The 19,782-nt window shown below is 41.6% G+C and carries 17 protein-coding genes and 1 riboswitch; of the genes, 4 read left to right on the top strand and 13 right to left on the bottom strand.

Translation table 11 applies throughout. The annotated features are described in order from the left end of the window. Positions 1 to 10: 10 nt before the first annotated feature. Positions 11 to 114, bottom strand: a riboswitch (SAM riboswitch). 61 nt (positions 115 to 175) lie between these two features. The 7 genes from AA0Y26_RS17225 to AA0Y26_RS17255 form a co-directional block, all read right to left on the bottom strand. Further along, on the bottom strand, positions 176 to 478 hold the full coding sequence (locus AA0Y26_RS17225; protein WP_413363273.1) for a thioredoxin family protein: 303 nt from the start codon (positions 476 to 478) through the stop codon (positions 176 to 178). 9 nt (positions 479 to 487) lie between these two features. After that, the gene (locus AA0Y26_RS17230) at positions 488 to 811 is read right to left on the bottom strand and encodes a hypothetical protein (protein ID WP_413363274.1); all 324 of its coding nucleotides are present in this window, start codon (positions 809 to 811) and stop codon (positions 488 to 490) included. 214 nt (positions 812 to 1,025) lie between these two features. After that, positions 1,026 to 1,406 carry a glycine cleavage system protein GcvH gene (gene gcvH / locus AA0Y26_RS17235; protein ID WP_413363275.1) on the bottom strand — a complete coding sequence of 127 codons (381 nt, stop codon included), beginning with the start codon at positions 1,404 to 1,406 and terminating at the stop codon, positions 1,026 to 1,028. An 82-nt stretch (positions 1,407 to 1,488) separates the two neighbouring features. Then, complete coding sequence (locus AA0Y26_RS17240; protein WP_413363276.1) at positions 1,489 to 1,845, bottom strand: arsenate reductase family protein; 357 nt, start codon at positions 1,843 to 1,845, stop codon at positions 1,489 to 1,491. A gap of 478 nt (positions 1,846 to 2,323) precedes the next feature. Further along, positions 2,324 to 4,105, bottom strand: coding sequence for an acyl-CoA dehydrogenase family protein (locus AA0Y26_RS17245; protein WP_413363277.1), 1,782 nt, complete (start codon positions 4,103 to 4,105; stop codon positions 2,324 to 2,326). Between the two features lie 161 nt (positions 4,106 to 4,266). Next, on the bottom strand, positions 4,267 to 5,439 hold the full coding sequence (locus tag AA0Y26_RS17250; protein ID WP_413363278.1) for an acetyl-CoA C-acetyltransferase: 1,173 nt from the start codon (positions 5,437 to 5,439) through the stop codon (positions 4,267 to 4,269). A gap of 143 nt (positions 5,440 to 5,582) precedes the next feature. Continuing rightward, the gene (locus tag AA0Y26_RS17255; RefSeq protein ID WP_413363279.1) at positions 5,583 to 7,973 is read right to left on the bottom strand and encodes a 3-hydroxyacyl-CoA dehydrogenase/enoyl-CoA hydratase family protein; all 2,391 of its coding nucleotides are present in this window, start codon (positions 7,971 to 7,973) and stop codon (positions 5,583 to 5,585) included. 310 nt (positions 7,974 to 8,283) lie between these two features. Here AA0Y26_RS17255 and AA0Y26_RS17260 point away from each other — a divergent pair, with 310 nt between their 5' ends. After that, positions 8,284 to 8,601 (top strand): thioredoxin family protein, encoded by a 318-nt coding sequence (locus AA0Y26_RS17260; RefSeq protein ID WP_413363280.1) that lies wholly within the window; start codon positions 8,284 to 8,286, stop codon positions 8,599 to 8,601. Positions 8,602 to 8,838: 237 nt separating this feature from the next. After that, positions 8,839 to 9,363: a C39 family peptidase gene (locus AA0Y26_RS17265; RefSeq protein ID WP_413363281.1), complete on the top strand. Its 525-nt coding sequence runs from the start codon at positions 8,839 to 8,841 to the stop codon at positions 9,361 to 9,363. A 17-nt stretch (positions 9,364 to 9,380) separates the two neighbouring features. On the opposite strand, the gene AA0Y26_RS17270 is transcribed toward AA0Y26_RS17265, so the two are convergent. After that, positions 9,381 to 10,256, bottom strand: a complete 876-nt coding sequence (locus AA0Y26_RS17270; protein ID WP_413363282.1) for a 5'-3' exonuclease — start codon at positions 10,254 to 10,256, stop codon at positions 9,381 to 9,383. A gap of 115 nt (positions 10,257 to 10,371) precedes the next feature. On the opposite strand from AA0Y26_RS17270, the gene AA0Y26_RS17275 reads away from it, so the two are divergent. Beyond that, positions 10,372 to 11,583 (top strand): NAD(P)/FAD-dependent oxidoreductase, encoded by a 1,212-nt coding sequence (locus tag AA0Y26_RS17275; RefSeq protein ID WP_413363283.1) that lies wholly within the window; start codon positions 10,372 to 10,374, stop codon positions 11,581 to 11,583. Between the two features lie 42 nt (positions 11,584 to 11,625). On the opposite strand, the gene hutH is transcribed toward AA0Y26_RS17275, so the two are convergent. From hutH to AA0Y26_RS17295, 4 genes are all read right to left on the bottom strand, one after another. After that, a complete protein-coding gene (hutH, locus tag AA0Y26_RS17280; RefSeq protein ID WP_413363284.1) occupies positions 11,626 to 13,101 on the bottom strand; it encodes a histidine ammonia-lyase in 1,476 nt (491 codons plus the stop codon). Positions 13,102 to 13,400: 299 nt separating this feature from the next. Further along, the gene (locus AA0Y26_RS17285; protein WP_413363285.1) at positions 13,401 to 15,398 is read right to left on the bottom strand and encodes an ABC1 kinase family protein; all 1,998 of its coding nucleotides are present in this window, start codon (positions 15,396 to 15,398) and stop codon (positions 13,401 to 13,403) included. A gap of 14 nt (positions 15,399 to 15,412) precedes the next feature. Further along, positions 15,413 to 15,847, bottom strand: coding sequence for an SACOL1771 family peroxiredoxin (locus AA0Y26_RS17290; protein WP_413363286.1), 435 nt, complete (start codon positions 15,845 to 15,847; stop codon positions 15,413 to 15,415). Positions 15,848 to 16,042: 195 nt separating this feature from the next. Beyond that, positions 16,043 to 16,792: a metallophosphoesterase family protein gene (locus AA0Y26_RS17295; RefSeq protein WP_413363287.1), complete on the bottom strand. Its 750-nt coding sequence runs from the start codon at positions 16,790 to 16,792 to the stop codon at positions 16,043 to 16,045. A 390-nt stretch (positions 16,793 to 17,182) separates the two neighbouring features. Here AA0Y26_RS17295 and AA0Y26_RS17300 point away from each other — a divergent pair, with 390 nt between their 5' ends. After that, a complete protein-coding gene (locus tag AA0Y26_RS17300; protein ID WP_413368277.1) occupies positions 17,183 to 18,061 on the top strand; it encodes a TRM11 family SAM-dependent methyltransferase in 879 nt (292 codons plus the stop codon). 242 nt (positions 18,062 to 18,303) lie between these two features. On the opposite strand, the gene AA0Y26_RS17305 is transcribed toward AA0Y26_RS17300, so the two are convergent. Continuing rightward, complete coding sequence (locus AA0Y26_RS17305) at positions 18,304 to 19,596, bottom strand: CitMHS family transporter (protein ID WP_413363288.1); 1,293 nt, start codon at positions 19,594 to 19,596, stop codon at positions 18,304 to 18,306. Between the last annotated feature and the right edge of the window lie 186 nt (positions 19,597 to 19,782).

Raw genomic sequence — 19,782 nt, forward strand, 5'->3', positions numbered from 1 at the left:
CGTAACCGTTCTCTCATCTTCCAAAGCATGACTTTGAGTGACTTGGCACCTTTTCACATATGTGATGGTTGCCGGGCTTCACAGGGCACTTCCCTCCACCGCTCTTTATAAGAGTAACGTTATTAAGTTTATTTTTATGTTTGTTACTGTACCACGCCATGCAATTGTCCGTCAATCACTTTTTTAATATTTCATACAAATTAGGTACGGATTGAAATGCATACAGCTTTTGGGCATACTCTCCATCGCGTGCAATCAGCAAACAAGGTACACTTTCCACCTCATATTGCATCGCCAAATCTTCCAAATAATTCACATTTCCTTTACCAATCGCTACATCCGGCAGTAGTTCTTCCACAACTGTCATCATTTTAGAGGCGATAGCACATGTACCACAAATTGGTGTATATAAATAAAAGGCAGCTATACGCTCTGTTTTCATTGCTTCCTGCCACTCATTCTGTGTCCATTCCTTCATCTAATCATCCTATTTCACTTGGAATTTGGCCGCTTGTAAAATTTGGCGCACAATCGCACTCGGTGCTTCTGCAACACCTGTAAAAGGGGCGGGCAGCTCCAGCTGAACTGCTTCACTGTATGTGCGACGCATCATTTTTCGCAAATAATCGCCGGATTTATCCCGGTCAAAAAATGTAAAAAACTCACAGTACTCATACGGCTCAAGCAAGTCAATGAACGCTTCCTCGTCCTTCGTGCCATGTGTACAAATGATCAACACATGTTCAGCAAGCAGAGGCTCAATTTTTAATTTATCAGAACGACCTTCTACAATTATACACTTTTCAATCATTCACCGCTTACCTCCCGCTTTTATGAAAGGGGCATTCGCATCTTTTTTGCTGCTGCAAGCTTTTATCTAACATATTTCCCATGCCTAGCAATAGACGAAGCAGCTTCAAGCTGCAGACGCGCATACCGAACTATTCTATAAAGTAAAAAGTTTTACTTTCTTTTATTTTGAAAAAAAGCGCCAAAATCTACTGTTAGATTCAGGCGCTTTCGTATTATTCAGCGATCAATTCTTCATATGCTTCAGCAGTCATTAATTGCTCTACTTCCGATTCATTCGAAAGTTCAATAACAATCATCCAAGCATTTTCATATGGAGATTCATTAACGAATTCAGGGTTATCAGATAACTCCTCATTCACTTCTACTACTGTACCAGACACTGGTGAATATAATTCAGAAACTGTTTTTACTGATTCTACGCTACCAAACGGTTCATTAAACGTTACTGTATCGCCTACTTCAGGAAGCTCAACGAATACGATATCGCCTAATTCATGCTGTGCGAAGTCCGTAATACCAACACGTACTTTATTGCCTTCAATTTTTACCCATTCATGCTCTTGCGTATAGCGCAGATCTTTAGGAATACTCATGAATAAATCCCTCCAACGAAATGTATCAATAATCCTCTTCAGTTTGACACATTTCTATAGCAAAAACAAGCTCACATTCAGTTTATTTCCATGTTTCTGAGAAGTCAGACTCCTTAAATCCAAGTGTTACTTTTTGTCCGTCTGTAACGATTGGACGTTTTATCAACATGCCATCTGATGCCAATAACTCCAGCTGTTCTTCCTCTGACATAGTTGACAGCTGATCCTTTAAACCAAGCTCTTTGTACTTATTGCCTGATGTATTGAAAAATTTCTTTAAAGGAAGACCGCTCTTTTTATATAGCTCTGTCAATTCTTCCTTTGTCGGCGTTTGTTCAACAATATGAATGGATTCATATGCAAGATTATTTTCTTCGAGCCATTTAATCGCTTTTCTGCATGTTGTGCATTTAGGATATTGAATAACTGTAAGTGCCATGAATGTTGCCCCTTTTTATATAAATTTGTCCTCCCCCATTGTAAAGGAAACAGTCTAGAAAAGCTAAAAATTTAAAATCTATTTCCATGAAATTTATTGTTTACCAGTTATGGAGGTTTCGGGGCATCCGCATCCAATCATGCATGTTATAAGTAAAGTATGTCTCGTTTCCAAAATTGCCATAGGCGTAAATGCCTTTATACGAAAAAGACCATCCTGCTCAGGCAGGATGGTCTCAGAGCGAAGACAAAGTCGTTTTATGACTTTGTCTATACGTCTTTTTAGATACTTTGGTAAAGAGAAGATTTTACCCAGCCTGTCTTGAAAACGCTTGTCAGACAAGGCGCACCGACGAGCGAAGACTCGAATAGAACCTAAGTTCATTCGCGGATGAGCAAGGCAAGCAACGCAGGATGAAAGCGTTTGTCAACAGGCTGAGACCATCCTGCTCAGGCAGGATAGTCTCAATAAACTTATATTACACAGTATACTTTTCAGCTTCGATGATTTTTGCAGCTGCTTCACGCTTTTTCGGAATCAGGTTGTAAGGGTTGTTACGCGTTAATTTACGTAAAGCCGATAATGTCATACGGCCAGCATCGCCTTCCACTGAAGCAAGCAATGTATCTTTTGCTTCTTTTTCGATTTCCGCGAATGCTTCCTGGCAGAAAATTTCTGTATAAAGAATTTTTTGCTTCGCTTTTTCTGCACCGTCACGCTCGATTGCTTTTTGTGTACGGATGACTGCAGATTCCATTGCGTATAATTGGTTTGCAATGTTTGCAATATTTACAAGCAGTTCTTGCTCTTGATCTAATTTAGCCCCAAATGCCTGCGCTGCTGTACCTGCTGCCAAAACTGCAATTTTCTTCGCATTTTTCACAAGATATTTTTCTTGTGCTAATGGAGCATCTTCTAATTCCTCAGGCATCAGCATAAGAAGCTCATTTTGCAGGTTTTGCGCTACTTGAAGAAGCGGCAGCTCGCCTTTTAATGCTTTCTTCATGAATGTACCAGGTACGATCATACGGTTGATTTCGTTTGTACCTTCAAAGATACGGTTAATACGGGAGTCACGGTAGATGCGCTCTACTTCGTACTCTGCCATGAAGCCGTAGCCGCCGTGTAATTGCACAGCTTCATCCGCGATATAGTCTAATGTTTCAGAACCGAATACTTTAGCAATAGAGCATTCAATCGCATACTCTGCTACTGCTGCTGCAATAGCACGGCCGTCCTTTTGCTCTTCAGGAGATAGCTGGCTCAATGTATCTTCGAAGTACCCTACCGTACGATAGTTTAATGATTCAGAAGCATATAACTGAGATGCCATTGTCGCTAGTTTTTCTTTTGTCAGGCTGAAGCCTGATAATGGTGTTTTAAATTGCTGGCGCTGGTTTGCATATTGAACAGCCAGCTCTAACGCACGTTTAGAAGCTCCTACAGTACCAACCCCTAATTTATAACGGCCGATGTTTAAAATGTTGAATGCGATTACGTGACCACGGCCCACTTCACCAAGTAAGTTTTCCACTGGTACTTGTGCATCCTCTAAAATCAATGTACGAGTAGAAGAAGATTTGATCCCCATTTTCTTCTCTTCCGGTCCTACTGATACACCCGGGAATGATCTTTCTACGATAAATGCTGTGAATTTATCCCCATCGATTTTTGCATAGACAACAAATACGTCAGCAAAGCCGGCATTTGTAATCCATTGTTTTTCACCATTTAATACATAGTGCGTACCTGCTTCATTTAATTTCGCTGTTGTTTTTGCACCTAAAGCATCTGAACCTGAACCTGGCTCAGTCAATGCATAAGCAGCAATCAATTCGCCAGAAGCCAGCTTTGGAAGATACTTTGATTTTTGCTCTTCGTTACCGAATAAAACGATTGGCAAAGAACCGATTCCTACGTGTGCACCATGTGTAATAGAGAAACCACCTGCTGGAGACAATTTTTCTGCGATTAGTGCTGAAGAAATTTTATCAAGTCCAAGGCCTTCGTATTCTTCCGGTACGTCAGCAGCTAACAGCCCTAATTCACCTGCTGTTTTCAATAAACGTACTGAATGCTCGAATTCGTGATGCTCCAAGTTTTCGACAACCGGCAGTACTTCGTTTTGCACAAACTCTGTCGTTGTTTGCGCGATCATTTTCTGCTCGTCTGTGAAATCCTCTGGCGTAATTACACGATTAATATCCACGTCCTCAATCAAGAATCCGCCGCCTTTAATAATGTTTGTTGTTTGTTCCATTATGAACATCCTCCCCTTAATGTTTTGGTTCGCCTATTGTAAATCAGGCTGCACTGGCGAATTTGCAGCTGAATGAATTTATATTTCTTATATATAGAAAGCCCGGGAAGCCCATTCGGAGGCAATTAGAATGTGCTTCCCGAAAGCTGTTCTAACGCTTATTAAAGTACTTCAAACACCCCTGCAGCACCCATACCGCCGCCGATACACATTGTGACTACACCGTACTTTTGTCCACGGCGTTTTAATTCATGAATCAGCTTAAGCGTCAGGATCGTACCTGTTGCACCTAGTGGATGGCCAAGTGCAATAGCACCGCCGTTTACATTGACCTTATCCATATCAATGCCAAGGTGGCGAACGACTTGGATTGATTGAGAAGCAAATGCTTCGTTAATCTCCCAAAGATCGATTTGGTCCTGTGTCAAACCAGCGATCTTCAATGCTTTCGGTACCGCTTCAATCGGGCCAATTCCCATTACTTCCGGCGGCACTCCCCCAACAGCAAACCCTAGGAATTTCGCCATTGGCTTCATACCTTGTGCTTCTGCTTCTTCACGGTCCATTACGAGCACTGCTGCTGCCCCGTCAGAAGTCTGGGAAGCATTCCCTGCTGTTACAGAGCCTTTTATATTGAATGCCGGGCGAAGCTTTGCCAATCCTTCAACTGTTGTACCTGGACGCACACCTTCGTCTGTATCGAATGTAAATGTACGTGATCCAGGTTTATTATCCTTATCTACAAAATGCTGTGTCACTTCGACCGGTACAATTTCATCCTTGAATTTTCCTTCTTTGATTGCTTTCTCGGCCAACTCATGGGAACGAACTGCAAAAGCATCTTGGTCTTCACGGCTTACTTCATAGCGGCGTGCTACTTCCTCTGCCGTATGTCCCATCCCCATATAATATTGAGGTGCTTCTTCTGCCAGCTTTGGATTCAACCGCACTGTATTTCCTGTCATTGGAATCATGCTCATTGATTCTACGCCGCCGGCAATAATCGCTCTAGAATGGCCAAGCATAATACGCTCTGCAGCATAGGCAATCGATTGCAGCCCTGATGAACAGAAACGATTGACTGTGATAGCAGGAGTAGAATCCGGAAGGCCGGCAAGCGCTCCGATTAAACGCGCCACGTTCATTCCTTGTTCTGCTTCAGGCATTGCACAACCCATGATTAAATCATCGATTGGCCCTTCATAGCCTGCTCGTTTCAATGTTTCTTTTACAACAACGCCGCCGAAATCATCCGGACGCATTGCTGCAAGTGAACCCTTTTTTGCTTTTCCGATTGGCGTTCTTGCACCTGCCACAATAACGGCTTCACGCATAGTGATGTCTCCCCCTTGTTTAGCTGAATGCTATTCATCATTTTCTATTAAACTCGTTATGATTATTTAAGACTGTAAAGAAAACGTTCGCAGATCAGATGGGCTGAACCAGTAACGCAGTATGCGAGCGTTCCCCCTGCAAACTAGTTGCGTAATGGTTTCCCCTTAACCAGCATGTGCTGCATACGCTGCTGTGTTTTCGGATGCTGTACCAGCTCCAGGAAAGCCTTTTTCTCTAAGCCTAGAATATACTCTTCATCTACTTCCGTTCCGTATGGTACAAGACCGCCTGCAAGAACGAATGCAAGTTTTTTCGCGATTGAAAGGTCATATTCGCTAATGAATCCAGAATCGAACATGCCTTGTGCACCTAATAACAGTGTTGCGTAGCCTGGTGCCCCTGCCACTTTAATCTTCTTCTTCACCGGAGGCTTGTAGCCGGCATCATATAATGCAATGGCCGCCTGCTTGGCATCGTAGATTAAATGATCTGGGTTTACCGAAACTCCATCGGCGAAGTCCAGGAAGTTATTTTCACGCGCCTCTTCGCCGGAAGTCGATACTTTCGCCATCGCAATAGTTTCAAATACTTTGTTTAAGACCGTCTGCAGATCTACATCTACCCCGTTCGGTATTCCTTTTAGGAATTTTTCGTAAAGACCAAGGTTACCTGCTCCTCCAGGGATGACCCCTACACCTGCTTCTACTAAGCCGATGTACGTCTCTGCCGAAGCTTGGATATGAGCTGCCGGTAAACATACTTCTGCACCACCGCCAAGCGTCATTTGGAACGGAGCCGCTACAACTGGCTTTGCTGCATATTTAATGCGGCGCATTGCTTTTTGGAATGCATTGATTACATAGTCAAGTTCAAAGATATTATCATCCTGCGCTTCCATGAGAATCATGCCGAGGTTTGCCCCTACACAGAAGTTTTTACCTTGGTTTCCGATAACAAGCCCTTTATAAGCGGAGTTATTTTCAAGTTCATCGATTCCTGCATTCAGCATTTGGATAATATCAAGACCGATCGCATTTGATTGTGAATGGAACTCCAGCAGTAAAACTCCATCCTGTAAATCGATTAAACTTGCGCCAGCATTTGACTTAATTACTCCATGCTTTTTCTTATAGCGTTTTAAATTAATAGCCTTTTCATTTACTGGCACCTTTACGTATTCGTTGCCATTGTAATAAGCTAAATCGCCGTCCACTTCTGAATAGAAGGTTTCAAGCCCTTTGTCGAGAAGACCTTGAACAAACGCTGGAATTTCGCGTCCTTCTTCCTTCATTTTTTCAACGGATTGCTTCACACCGATTGCATCCCACATTTCGAATGGCCCCTGTGTCCAGCCGAAGCCCCATTTCATTGCATTATCAATCGCTACAATGTCATCGGCAATTTCGCCTGTCAGCTGCGCTGAGTAAAGCAATGTCGGAGCAAAAATGTTCCACAGCAATTCACCTGTACGATCTTTTGCATAGACAAGAGTTTTAACCTTATTTCCTAATCCGCGTGCCTGTTTTGCCATTTCCATAGAAGGCGTTTTCAGCTTTTTCACCGGCTCATATTCAAATGTATCTATATTAAGCTCTAAAATTTCTTTTCCTTTTTTTACGAAGAAACCTTGACCGGATTTGGCACCAAGCCATCCATTTTCAACCATTTTCTTCAAGATTGGATTCTCGGCAAATACTGCCTGCTCTTCGCCCGTTGTGTTGTCATATACATTTTTCGCTACATGCGCAAATGTATCTAAACCGACTACATCGAGCGTACGGAATGTCGCTGACTTTGGACGGCCAATCAATGGTCCTGTCACTGAATCAACTTCTCCTACAGAATAGCCGCGTTCCTGCATCTCCTTCATCGTGATGATCAAGCCGTATGTCCCGATCCGATTTGCAATGAAGTTCGGCGTATCTTTTGCGACTACTACCCCTTTGCCTAGAACATCTTCCCCGAATGTCTGCATAAATGAGACGACTTCCGGTGCAGTTGCAGTAGAAGGAATAACCTCCAATAATTTTAAATAGCGTGGCGGGTTGAAGAAATGCGTCCCAAGGAAATGTTTTTGGAAATCTTCCGAACGTCCTTCAGCCATTGCATTGATGCTTACCCCTGATGTATTCGAGCTGACAATCGTACCTGGTTTACGGACCGTATCGATTTTTTCCATCAGTCCCTTTTTGATATCAAGGTTTTCTACAATAACTTCAATGATCCAATCTACATCTTTTAATTTATCGAAATCATCCTCAAAGTTCCCAGCCGTAATGAGCGCAAGATTCTTTTTAGCTGCTAATGGTGCCGGTTTTTGCTTTAGAAGTTTTTGCAGGGCACCTGTTGCAAAACGATTGCGAACTTGCGGGCTTTCTATTGTGTATCCCTTAGCCTGCTCTTCTGCAGTCACTTCTTTTGGTACGATATCTAACAATAATGTCGGGATGCCGATATTCGCTAAATGCGCAGCAATACCTGACCCCATAACCCCTGACCCTAATACGGCCGCTTTTTGAATTTTGTAAGTCACGAGAACTTCCCCCTTCTCCACTCTTTTGTACCGAATGAACAATCATTCATTTTTTAACGAAAAAAAAACTTGAAACAGCTTTTCTGTTCTTAGTGTAGATGATTTTGTCATTTTTAGCAACATTTTTTCAGTACATTTTCTATAAAAATCTGAAATTTCATTCCATTTCATTGATATACCAATAAAATAATAAACATCGATTCATTATATTTTAGCTGAAAACTTTTTTCCTTCTTCCCCTTTCAGAGCAAAACACTTCCCGCTCTTCGCTAATATGTGTAAACTAGCAAGTATAAGGAGCGTGATATGTATGATAGAAATTACTACAGTAGATCAATTCAATGAAATCATTTCCGGTGATAAAAAGGTCATCGTGAAATTCTTTGCGGGATGGTGCCCAGATTGTACACGTATGGATATGTTCATCGATCCGATCGTTGAAGAATATAATCAATATGTATGGTATTCTGCCAACCGTGACAACTTCCCGGAATTAGCAGAGAAGTATCAAGTAATGGGTATTCCTTCATTATTGATTTTCCAAAATGGAGAAAAGCTTGCTCATTTGCATAGTGCTAATGCCAAATCTCCAGAACAAGTAACAGATTTCTTAGAAGCACAAAACTAATTGAATGCTCTTATTGCCTAATCAGAAGACATCTTCTCTTCTATACTTGTCTCTATACTTTCTGCTTTAGGTAGTGGGAATGAGCGGTTATCATTCTGCTCAGCAACACAGGATATCATTGGTAAAAGGCTCGTCTACAGGCGGGCCTTTTTTCAATATCCGATTTGGTGAAAGGATTATTTTTTAGGTAAGTGGGTATTAATAGACTTTATAGAACGGAATCGGAGGTGACGTAAAATGCGTGTTTTATTAGACGTTAATGGAATGTCCCAATATAACGACACAGTCCGCCCGGAATTTCGTAATTCTGCATGCGGACCAACAACTGCTCATGTCATTCTAAATTATTTATCTCAAAATCATACCGTAGTAAAAAAGGACATTAATGAACTATATGATCTATTAGGCGGAACAAAAATTGGACTCTTCAAATGGCGCTTCATCCGAAAGCTGCGAGAGCAGCTTGGTGAGGAATTCCTTATAGACGAGTGCAATTTATCTGAAGCAATCATGCAGCTTAAGCATGGTAATCCTGTAGCCATGAAATTTGACCAATATTTTACGTTCCAATGGTTTACAAACAAAAAGCCGCTATACAAATACCACTGGGTACCGCTAATTGGCTATGAGATAAAAGATGACTGCCTTCACTTAATTATCCATGATAACGGCGGCCGCGACCGCGAAAGCAAAGTACGTTCCATTTGTTATGATGATAATCGACATGTATTGAGCTTTGTCAAAATAGAGCCGAGGGAATAACTCCCTCGTGCTCTTTTTTATAAGCCTAAGGCTTTGGCATGCTTCACAATCAGACGCAGCCCTCGCTGCTGTAAGACTTCTAATTGCGGCGTATATGTGGAAGGGACAAGCAAATGCTCCAGTTCTCTTTCAATTGGTGCTTCACAGTGAATTTGAGCCAGCTGGTAGGATAATTTCAGCATCCCTTCATTTTCACCAATTTTAATTCGCTGGCCAGCTTTTAGCGTTGGGAGCGCCTCCAGCACGCCCTCAATGGAACCAAACTCCTGAATGAGCTTTAGTGCCGTTTTCGGTCCTATCCCCTTCACCCCAGGATATCCATCACTTGCATCTCCCATAAATGCCTTCACATCGGCAAATTGAGCAGGCTGTATCCCATATTCTTTTAAAAATCGCTCTTCTGTGTATACATCATATTCCGTATACCCTTTCTTCGTTAAAGCGATCGTTGTGTGTGGATTTAACAATTGCAGCAGGTCTTTATCTCCACTAATGACCGTAATTGCCGCTTCTTCTTTCCACTTTGCTACCATAGAGCCGATGAGATCATCCGCTTCCATCCCTTTAATACCGAAGTTCGTCCATCCCAGCATTTCTGCCACTTCTTTTGCCATATCAAATTGCGGGATCATCTCTTCCGGAGGAGCGGGACGGTTCGACTTATACCCATCAAATAAGTCATTGCGGAATGTATGCATCCCCATATCCCAGCAAATCGCTATATGTGTGGGCTTCATTAAAGTTTGTGCTGTTAGTACATGCCGTGCAAACCCCTGCACGCCATTCGTCGGCGTACCATCTTCAAGCCGGATGAATTGATTCATCGCAGCAGATGCGAAAAACGAACGGAAAAGCAGTGCCATGCCGTCTACAATAAGTAAATGTTTTGTCATATTCAAAGCCTCTCTTTCTACAACCTATCTATTATAGCAAATGTTAGATCCATACTGATTGAAAGAGGTTTGAACGGGGAAATAGTAAAACATGGCAGATAAAGGAGGTAGCGAAATGGATATTATTAATGGCCGCGTATTTTGGCCTGATACTTATATAAAACAGCCTCATACCAATCCGGAAATTTCACCGTTTTATGATGCTATCATTGTCGGCGGTGGTATTAGTGGTGTTTTAACAGCAAAGGCATTAATGGATGAAGGACTGAAAATTGCTATTTTGGATAAGGAGGTCCCCGGAGAAGGAAGTACGTCTGCCAATACCGGACTTCTTCAATATTCCAACGACATCATGCTTCATGAGCTGATTGAGCAAATTGGAAAAAAGGATGCGGTTCGTTTTTATAAACTTTGTAATACAGCATTAGATGAACTCGAGGAACTTTCACAAACAATGCTAAACAAAGCAGACTTTATCCGGCGTCCAAGCATTTATTATGCAAGTAGAAAAAAACATAAAAAGAAAATACAAAAGGAATTTGAGACACTTCTCAAGTTTGGATTTCCTGTAGATTACTGGGGAAGCCGTGTCCTGAAGAAGAAGATGGGATTTGAAAAATCTGCTGCCCTTGTCACCTATAACGATGCAGAATTTAATCCTTATAAATTTGTACAGGAACTACTAGAACAATTAAAAGAACGAGGACTCCATGTATTTGAACATACACCTGTCCATGTCATTGAAGATGAAAATGAAGCAATTACTATTCACACGATTGCCGGCATCTTCCGTACACAAAAAATTATCTACACAACCGGCTATCATGACGTGCCATTCGGTAAGGTAAAAGGAGCTAATATCAATCGTTCCTATGCGCTCGTGACAAACCCAATCCCTAACTTCGAAGGATGGCATGAAAAAGCACTCATTTGGGAAACGACGAGGCCTTATCTGTACTTACGTACTACAATTGACAACCGGATTATCATTGGTGGTCTTGATGATAAAAAGGCAAAGGCACCGAGTGAAAAAAGAATCCAAAAGCATACAAAAAAGCTCTTGGAAGAACTCCATAAACTGTTCCCGCAATATAAAGTGAAAGCTGATTATCTTTACGGGGCTTCATTCGGTAATTCAAAGGATGCTCTCCCGTTCATCGGCGAACACCCCGAACAGCCGAACCATTTTTATCTGCTCGGCCTTGGTGGAAATGGTACAGTCTACAGTATGCTCGGATCCAAAATACTAGCCGATCTCGTGATGGACAGGGAAAATGATGACGCTCGCCTTGTGACGCTAGACCGTAAAAATGGTATAAAAACGTAAATAAGCATAGGCGTCTGTATGAGCAGACGCCTATGCTTTTCATTATGGCATTAAATGAGCGGCTATATTTTCAATATCATGATGGAAAATTCGGTCCTCCTGTATAGATGCAGCGATTTTCCGAAGCTCCTGCCACTTTTGATACGTTTTCGGACTCATTTGCTCTGTGCCGCGGTACTCAGCAGCCTGTAAGGCACAAAATGCTTCAATCGCTAATACACGCCTTGCATTTGTAATAATGGAATATGCATGTCTAGCAGCAGTCGTTCCCATACTCACATGATCCTCTTGATTGGCAGAGGATGGGATGGAATCGACACTGGCCGGATGTGCTAGTGTCTTGTTTTCCGAAACGAGACTTGCTGCACTGTATTGCAGAATCATCGCCCCTGACTGCAGTCCCGGCCTTGCGCTCAAGAAAGCAGGCAGCCCCTCATTTAAATTTGGATTGACAAGCCTTTCAATTCGCCGCTCTGATACATTGGCCAGTTCTGCTGCAGCCAACTTTAAAAAATCCATCGCAAAGGCAATTGGCTGACCGTGGAAATTGCCACCCGAAATAATCGACCCATCCTCAAATAATAAGGGATTATCTGTAGCTGCATTCATTTCGATTTCCAGCTTTTCTTTTACATAGGACAGTACCTGCCAGCTGGCACCATGGATCTGCGGGATGCAACGGAGAGAATAAGGATCCTGCGTTCGGATTTCCCCTTGCCTTGTGATTAACTTACTCCCTTCCAGCCATTCGCATATTCTTCTGGCCACGTCCGTCTGTTCAGCAAATCCTCTTGCCTCATGAACAGGTGGCAGAAAGGCGTCGATAATGCCCCTGAGACCTTCTAGCGTCATGGAAGCAATCCATTCACTATCATAGGCCAGCTTCTCCGCTTCTATATAGTTGACCACACCCTGTGCTGTCATCGCCTGTGTGCCGTTAATAAGCGCAAGTCCTTCCTTAGCCCTCAATTCAATAGGCGGGATGTTCAACTGTCTCCATACTTCAGCTGAAGCTATTCTATTTCCCTTCCACTCCACATCACCTTCTCCAATCAATGCAAGCACTAGATGCGAAAGCGGTGCCAGATCCCCTGAAGCACCAAGTGATCCCTGTTGAAAAATAACCGGATGAATCTGTTCATTTGTCATCAGTACAAGACGCTCCAGCACTTCCAATCGAATGCCTGAATACCCTTTTAGTAAAGCGTTTAGCCGAAGTACAACCATTGCTCGGCTAACGATTTCCGGAAATGGTTCTCCTACCGCACACGCATGTGACCGGATCAAATTGAGCTGAAGTAAATTGACTTCATGCTCTTCAATTTTTACATCGCTAAATTTCCCGAATCCCGTATTGATTCCATATACCGTCTTTCCCTCTTTGACTACTCGTTCGACACGGGCACGGCTCTCTCTTACCCGATCCTTCGCTTCTTCTGCTATGAAAATCTGTGCCCCGTTATATAGTATTTCCTTCATCTGCTCAATTGTCAGACCACTACCGTTTAAACTAATCACGCAACTCGCCCCTTTAAATCGGATAAACCTGCTCCCCGATTCCCTTTTCTGTACTTTATGAATATTGCATTTGAGAGGACCCTTCCGTTTTCGATCATACAGGAGGCCAAGTTATTGCTCCCCCCTTTTCCAATTAGATACAGTGACCATCCTGCTTGTACGACAACGTTGATTTTCGCCAGCTATTTCCTTTCATCTGGTCAAGGAGTTCCCTGTAGTTCTCATTCTGTAAGCGCATACATTTCTCCTTCTTTATTCATGAAAAAGCTGAAGGGCATAAAAATGCCCTTCAGCTTTTTTTATATTTTTTTCATGTTTCGTATTGCTTGGATAGACAGTCGAACAAGTAGGATTGCACATAAAAATAAGCCCAAATACGCTGCAGTATTTAAATAAATAGCATAAGCAGTATGCATAAATTGTGAAATCGCCAATAAAGAGACAGAAATAATACCGAATGTGATGCCAACCAGCAATAAAACAAATTGGGAAAATAATTGCATAACAAAACTTGAATTTGCCCGGTCTGAAAAGATATCATGATGCAGGATAACCCGTCCGCTTTCCACTTTCTTGATCAGCTGGTCAATACGGCGGGGAATTTTCCGAATTTTCGGCAGCATAAGCGCAATCTCTTCTTCAATGTATTCCTTTGTGCCGATTGGATCCTTAAACGGCTGTTTCAAGCTCCTTTTTATATAGCTATCGGAAAACGTCTTTGTTTCCCGGAAGATATCGAAGGCAGGATAGATAGTCCGTAATGTTCCATCTAGTGTGACGATCGCACGCAAGGCAACACTTACTGATGGATAAAAACGCAGGCCATATTCCTGTACGATGGAAAACACGCAATAGATTAATTCATCCGTCGGTATATTTTCAATATAGGAGATTCTTAACAGTACTTGACTAATTGCCTGTTCTATTTCATCGCGCTCTACCTCTTCAGCATTTTCTACTAATAGAAGAACCCCATCAAATAGAAGGCTTTCATCACCATGCTGTATCCCGGCTAAAAATAGTTTCAGCCCTTCCTGTTGGGCAGCGGATAGCCTGCCGACAGCACCAAAATCAAGCAGTACCGGTTTGCCCGTATTATGCTCAACATAAATATTGCCTGGATGTGGATCAGAATGATAAATACCTGAAATAAGAGCCTGTTCTAAAAAAACGTAGAGCAAATTTTGGGAAAATTGATAGCAATCAATATCCAGTTCTTCAAAGACTTTTTTTGCACAACCAACAGACGATCCTTCTACATATTCCATCACCAATAAATTCGATGTACTGTATGTAGTATAGACTTTCGGAATTTTTACCACTGCAGAGGAGTTCTCCATGATATTCGATAATTGAATCATATTACGTGCTTCAATCTCAAAATCAATTTCTTCCTGAAGAGACGCCGCAAAGCCCATTGCCAGTTCTCTAAACCCTAGGCCTTCCGCCCATTTAGATTTACTAGAGACCCATGTAGCAAACTCCACTAAAATATCCAAGTCATCTCTCATTACTTCACGCATATCAGGGCGCAGCACTTTGACGACTACCTGCTCATTCGTATCGCGTAAAACTGCTCTATGAACTTGCCCGATGGAGGCGGCAGCCAGCGGTTTCTCCTCAAAGTAACTGAATACCTGGTCTACAGGCGCCTTCAGGTTTTCCTTTAATACTCTATCGACCTGCACTTTTGATAATGGGGGGGCATTTTGCTGAAGCTTTTCCAGCTCTTCGATAAAAACAGGCGTGAATAATTCTTTTCTGGTAGACAGCACCTGTCCGAACTTAACAAAAATTCCACCGGACTGCTCCAGTGTAAGTCTTAAAGCAACTGCAAGCTCGCGTTCATCTTCACGATATTTTACATATTTCATTGTCCTGTTAATGCCTGTTGTCATGGCAACCTTTAACACGAGACGAAGACGCTTTTGCTTTCTCCAATGACCAAGCAGCCGTTTGAATATATTTTTCTTTCCCCTTACCCGGCTGCCATTTTCATTTAACGCAATTGGATCAAACAATTCAAAAAACAGATAGAGCAGCATGGAAATGAGCAGCATACTGCCAAACCATAGAAGTGTAGCAACGCTCAGCATATTTTCTACAAGTCCTTCTCCATCTAGAGAATTGTCCCGCAAAAAGGTATACCAAAAAACAAATGTCGTGAAAGAAACACTCAATACGACGGATAAAATTCGTTTTAAAAGGTTAACGTTCGAACCAATTAGCCGGCCACTGATAAAGAAAATCAGGACGGATGCAATTACTATTTGAATCACCATCTGCCATCCGCTCATTCACTCACACCCTTTTAAAGAAATGATAATAAAAGCTTAATATCCACATTCCCTTTTATGGCTTTACTAATCATGCACGTTTGCTCTGCCTTATGAGCGAGCCGGGCAGCAATCCGTTCATTTTTCTCTGTATGCTCTGCAAGTTTAATAGAAAGATTGTGTATAATCTGTTCATATGTGAAAATGCCATTCGTAACATCTACTATCCCTTCAGAGTTCATGGAGAGAGAGGCTTGAATAGCAGAACGTTCCAGCATGGCTGCAAGGGAAATAATATAGCATGTCGCAGCAGCCCCAAGCAGCATTTCATCCGGGTTCGTTCCAATACCTGGGCCATCCATTTCAGGCGGGATAGAGATTGCAGTTTTCAGACGTTCTGCCTGTAAGGTTCCCGAATCGTTCCGCCCTCCCTTCCAGTTGGTTTGAAGTGTAAATGTATGTTGTGTCATTATGCGATCCTCCAGTTCATCTTTTAAAATAATTGATATTATTATAATAGAATTCCCGATAAGGAAGTACAAACGAAAGTCCTCATATACCCTTTTCTCTTTCTCGTGGCACATCCATAAAAAAGGTTTCTTCTCATCTATTTTAGAGACGTACGCCACTTACTTTCCTAACAAAAAAGCCGAATAGGCAGTCGCTTATCCGGCTAATGTCCGTTGTTCAATTAAAAGTTCATCATTCATCACGGAATGGATGATAATCGAAGGGTTTCCCTTTGTCAGTACAACACCATTTAATCGTCCATCCGGATAGAGAATTCCCCCATCAATCCCAATTTTTTTACAGCATGGTGAAATCCACACCTCGCTGCTCAGATCTTTGTTCAAATTTGTCGTAGGCGTATGTCCAAAGACAACGATATCCTCCGCTTCATGAGGAAACTCGGTAAAGTCGTCCCTTATCCAAAGAAGCTCTTGCTCAGTTGACTCTTCTCCACGGCGTACAAATGGATTGATCCCTGCATGGGAAAAGAAATACTGTCCCCATCGATAATAAAGCGGCAGGTTCTCCATCCAGGTGAGTAACTGTGAATGTTCCCGCTTTATTCCTTCAATAAGTTCATCGATTGTCGGCTCTTCGTTTATTACAAAGGTTTTCATGCTTTGGAGTGTCGGTACTCCTCCTATATTTAAAAATGTAAGAGCATATTTTTCCGGCTCCTTTAGCCATTCCATAAACATCAATTCGTGATTGCCCTTCAGCGCTACAGCATCAAAGTCTTCCACAAGCTCCTTCACCCGCTGAATGACCTGCAGACTATCGTTTCCCCTATTAATATAATCTCCAAGAAATATCAGACGTTGTTTTTGTGCATTCCACTTTGTTAATAATTTTTCCAGCGCTTGAAAGCTTCCATGGAGATCTCCTATAACAAATACTTCATCCATTCCCTCACCCCTATGATGGCTTTTATAGAAATATATGAATGCTCTCTTTCAATTATTGCACTAATATAATGGACTCCATCAAATTATTTATGGTTTTGAATATCATTTCATTTTTGATAAACGCTATATAGAAAAGAAACTTATTAATGGAAAAACATTATGAGGGATACCTTTTCATGTTTAATGTGACAAAGCAAAAAGAAAATTAGCAGCTGGAAAGCGAAGTATAGTAAAATGGCTTTTTAAGCTTAGCAAGCTGCCCAGCCATATTTTTATTGAAGCTGCTATTACTATAATTTATAGGGGAAGAAAAAATTGATAACATCTGCCAAAAGCAATCAATCTATTTACACATACGTTCATCATCCTGACGAATACGATGTATGCCGGATGGAAATGCGCGCCTTTTTCGGGCATGACACTGAATTGAATTACCTGTTCAGTGAGTTCGAAATTGATCCAAGCCGCAGCCCGTTTATCGAAGAACGCTTGGATGTTTTATATACTGCCACGGATTTAATTAATCTTAAAGAACAGATAAAACAGCTCACTCTAGGAGAACAAACGTACAAAGTACTATGTTTAAATAAACGGGACATGAATATGAACAAAAAGATCGAGCATACAGAACGCCAGCAGCTCGAGAGGGAAATCGGTCTTTTAATAGATGGAGAGCCCGACCTTGATAACCCCGACTGTCTTTTCGGTGTAATCTACTTAGATGGTGTATGGTATTTTGGACCTTACACAAAAAGCGAATCAGTTTGGCGGAAGCATAAGGATAAACCGCAGCAGTACTCCACTGCACTAAATACTAGAATTGCACGTGCCGTAGTAAATATTGCTGTACCGCGAATTGAAAATATAAAGGTGATTGACCCTTGCTGTGGGATAGGGACTGTTCTGATTGAGGCCCTTTCGATGGGTATATCAATCGAAGGAAGAGATATCAATTGGCATGTATGCCAAGGTTCACGAAAAAATATCGCTCACTTTGGCTTAAGAGGTACGGTGACAAGAGGTCCTATTGCCGAGGTGGAAGATCATTATGATGTAGCTATCATCGATCTGCCCTACAATGTATTTACCCATGCCTCCATGGATGAACAAGCGGAGATTCTCAATCATGCCCGCAGGATTGCAGATCAAGCAGTTGTGGTGGCCATCGACACACCCGATAAGGTAATGGAAGAAGCTGGTTTTGAGATAATTGACCGCTGCGTTGCAAAAAAACAAACTTTCTTACGGCACATTATTTTATGCAGGTAAACCGCGCTTCCTCAATGAACGATTGAAGCGGCCCATGCTGGTTTGATGATAAAATTTTATACAATGCTATTTGACAGCAAAGAAAAAACTCCATTTTGATAAAAATAATAAAAATGGAGTTTTTCATTTCGGCTAAATATGGGATTTTTATAAAAAAGAACGGATCATTTCCCTTTGTTATTCTGCAATTGTGCCCGTAACATTAAGAGATATATTATATATTTTACAAACCGTATAGTAATTTAAAGAGGGAAAATCCCTAATACTACACAGACGATAATCATGACAATTGTAGAACCGAATGCCCACTTTAGGAAAATGCGCTGTAATGTACCGAAATCCTCTCCAACCATACCTACCAATAGATACGTAGATGGAACAAGCGGACTTAATAAATGGACCGGCATCCCCAAAAGAGACGCTCTGCCAATTAAGGCTGGATCGATCCCATATACTGCCCCTGCCTTAGCAAGTAACGGAAGTACCCCATAGTAAAAGGCATCATTTGACATAAAGAAAGTAAAAGGTGCACTAAGGATGGCTGTAATAACAGCAAAATGAGAACCCATTGCATCCGGAATATAATGAATAACCGAGTTTGCCATCGCATCTACCATTGATGTACCTGAAAGAATTCCCGTAAAAACCCCTGCTGCAAAAACCATTGAAACAACAGATAATGCGTTATCAGCATAATTTGCAACACGTTCCTTTTGGTCTTTTAATTTCGGATAATTTACGGTAATTGCAATTGCAAAACCAAGCATGAACAATGTGACAGGCGGTAATAGCTCCATGATTAATGCCACTAAAAGAATGATTGTCAGCGCATAGTTAAAAATAATTAATTTTGGACGCTTCAAAGAGTCATCTTCGACTGTAGCAGTAAGCTGAGCTGTCGCTTCATAACCATATTCTATAACCCCGATTCGCTTTCTTTCCTGTCTACCGAACATAAATGCCATAAACAGAACAAAGATAGCGCCGCCAATCATTGCAGGAATGACTGGTGTAAAAACTTCCGACATTTCAAGATTCAAAGCGGTCATAACCCTTGCTGTCGGCCCTCCCCAAGGCAGAAGGTTCATAACACCTGAGGCTGAAACGGCAATACCCGCTAATACAATCGGCCGCATGCCAATTCTTTTATAGAGCGGTAAAAATGCAGAAATCGTAATCATGTATGTTGTCGTACCGTCACCATCTAAAGAAATCAGAAGGGCTAAAACTGCTGTTCCGATAGCAATTTTCACAGGATCCCCTTTTACTAACTTCAGAATCGTATGAATGATAGGATCAAATACTCCTGCGTCAATCAAAATACCAAAGAAAAGAATTGCGAATAAAATCATAATCCCAGTTGGAGCGACACTTTTAATTCCATCCAACATCATAGGGCCCATTTCACTTCCGAATCCACCAATAACAGCAAACGCAATTGGAACGACAATTAACGCAATCATTGCTGTAAGACGACCAGTCATAATCAAAATCATAAATACCAATATCATCAAAAATCCTAAAATCGCTAGCATAATACTCCCCCCAATTGCTTCCCTAGGCTATTTATCGATTCGATAAATAACTAATTTTCTGAATATTAAACCTTATAATAAGACAATGGCGAGCAAATGTAATCGTTTTCAAATTAATGTTTATTAATTTCTTTATATCTATTTCGTACATTTTGTTCACGCAAAAGTATGTGATGCATCAATTTT

The organism is Lysinibacillus canaveralius, assembly GCF_047301505.1.
GTDB lineage: Bacteria > Bacillota > Bacilli > Bacillales_A > Planococcaceae > Lysinibacillus_B.

Excerpts from the sequence above, each read along its gene's own strand:
- AA0Y26_RS17225 (WP_413363273.1), bottom strand. The coding sequence starts at position 478 with ATGAAGGAATGGACACAGAATGAGTGGCAGGAAGCAATGAAAACAGAG.
- AA0Y26_RS17230 (WP_413363274.1), bottom strand. The coding sequence starts at position 811 with ATGATTGAAAAGTGTATAATTGTAGAAGGTCGTTCTGATAAATTAAAA.
- gcvH (WP_413363275.1), bottom strand. The coding sequence starts at position 1,406 with ATGAGTATTCCTAAAGATCTGCGCTATACGCAAGAGCATGAATGGGTA.
- AA0Y26_RS17240 (WP_413363276.1), bottom strand. The coding sequence starts at position 1,845 with ATGGCACTTACAGTTATTCAATATCCTAAATGCACAACATGCAGAAAA.
- AA0Y26_RS17245 (WP_413363277.1), bottom strand. The coding sequence starts at position 4,105 with ATGGAACAAACAACAAACATTATTAAAGGCGGCGGATTCTTGATTGAG.
- AA0Y26_RS17250 (WP_413363278.1), bottom strand. The coding sequence starts at position 5,439 with ATGCGTGAAGCCGTTATTGTGGCAGGTGCAAGAACGCCAATCGGAAAA.
- AA0Y26_RS17260 (WP_413363280.1), top strand. The coding sequence starts at position 8,284 with ATGATAGAAATTACTACAGTAGATCAATTCAATGAAATCATTTCCGGT.
- AA0Y26_RS17265 (WP_413363281.1), top strand. The coding sequence starts at position 8,839 with ATGCGTGTTTTATTAGACGTTAATGGAATGTCCCAATATAACGACACA.
- AA0Y26_RS17270 (WP_413363282.1), bottom strand. The coding sequence starts at position 10,256 with ATGACAAAACATTTACTTATTGTAGACGGCATGGCACTGCTTTTCCGT.
- AA0Y26_RS17275 (WP_413363283.1), top strand. The coding sequence starts at position 10,372 with ATGGATATTATTAATGGCCGCGTATTTTGGCCTGATACTTATATAAAA.
- AA0Y26_RS17285 (WP_413363285.1), bottom strand. The coding sequence starts at position 15,398 with ATGAGCGGATGGCAGATGGTGATTCAAATAGTAATTGCATCCGTCCTG.
- AA0Y26_RS17290 (WP_413363286.1), bottom strand. The coding sequence starts at position 15,847 with ATGACACAACATACATTTACACTTCAAACCAACTGGAAGGGAGGGCGG.
- AA0Y26_RS17295 (WP_413363287.1), bottom strand. The coding sequence starts at position 16,792 with ATGGATGAAGTATTTGTTATAGGAGATCTCCATGGAAGCTTTCAAGCG.
- AA0Y26_RS17300 (WP_413368277.1), top strand. The coding sequence starts at position 17,183 with ATGGAAATGCGCGCCTTTTTCGGGCATGACACTGAATTGAATTACCTG.
- AA0Y26_RS17305 (WP_413363288.1), bottom strand. The coding sequence starts at position 19,596 with ATGCTAGCGATTTTAGGATTTTTGATGATATTGGTATTTATGATTTTG.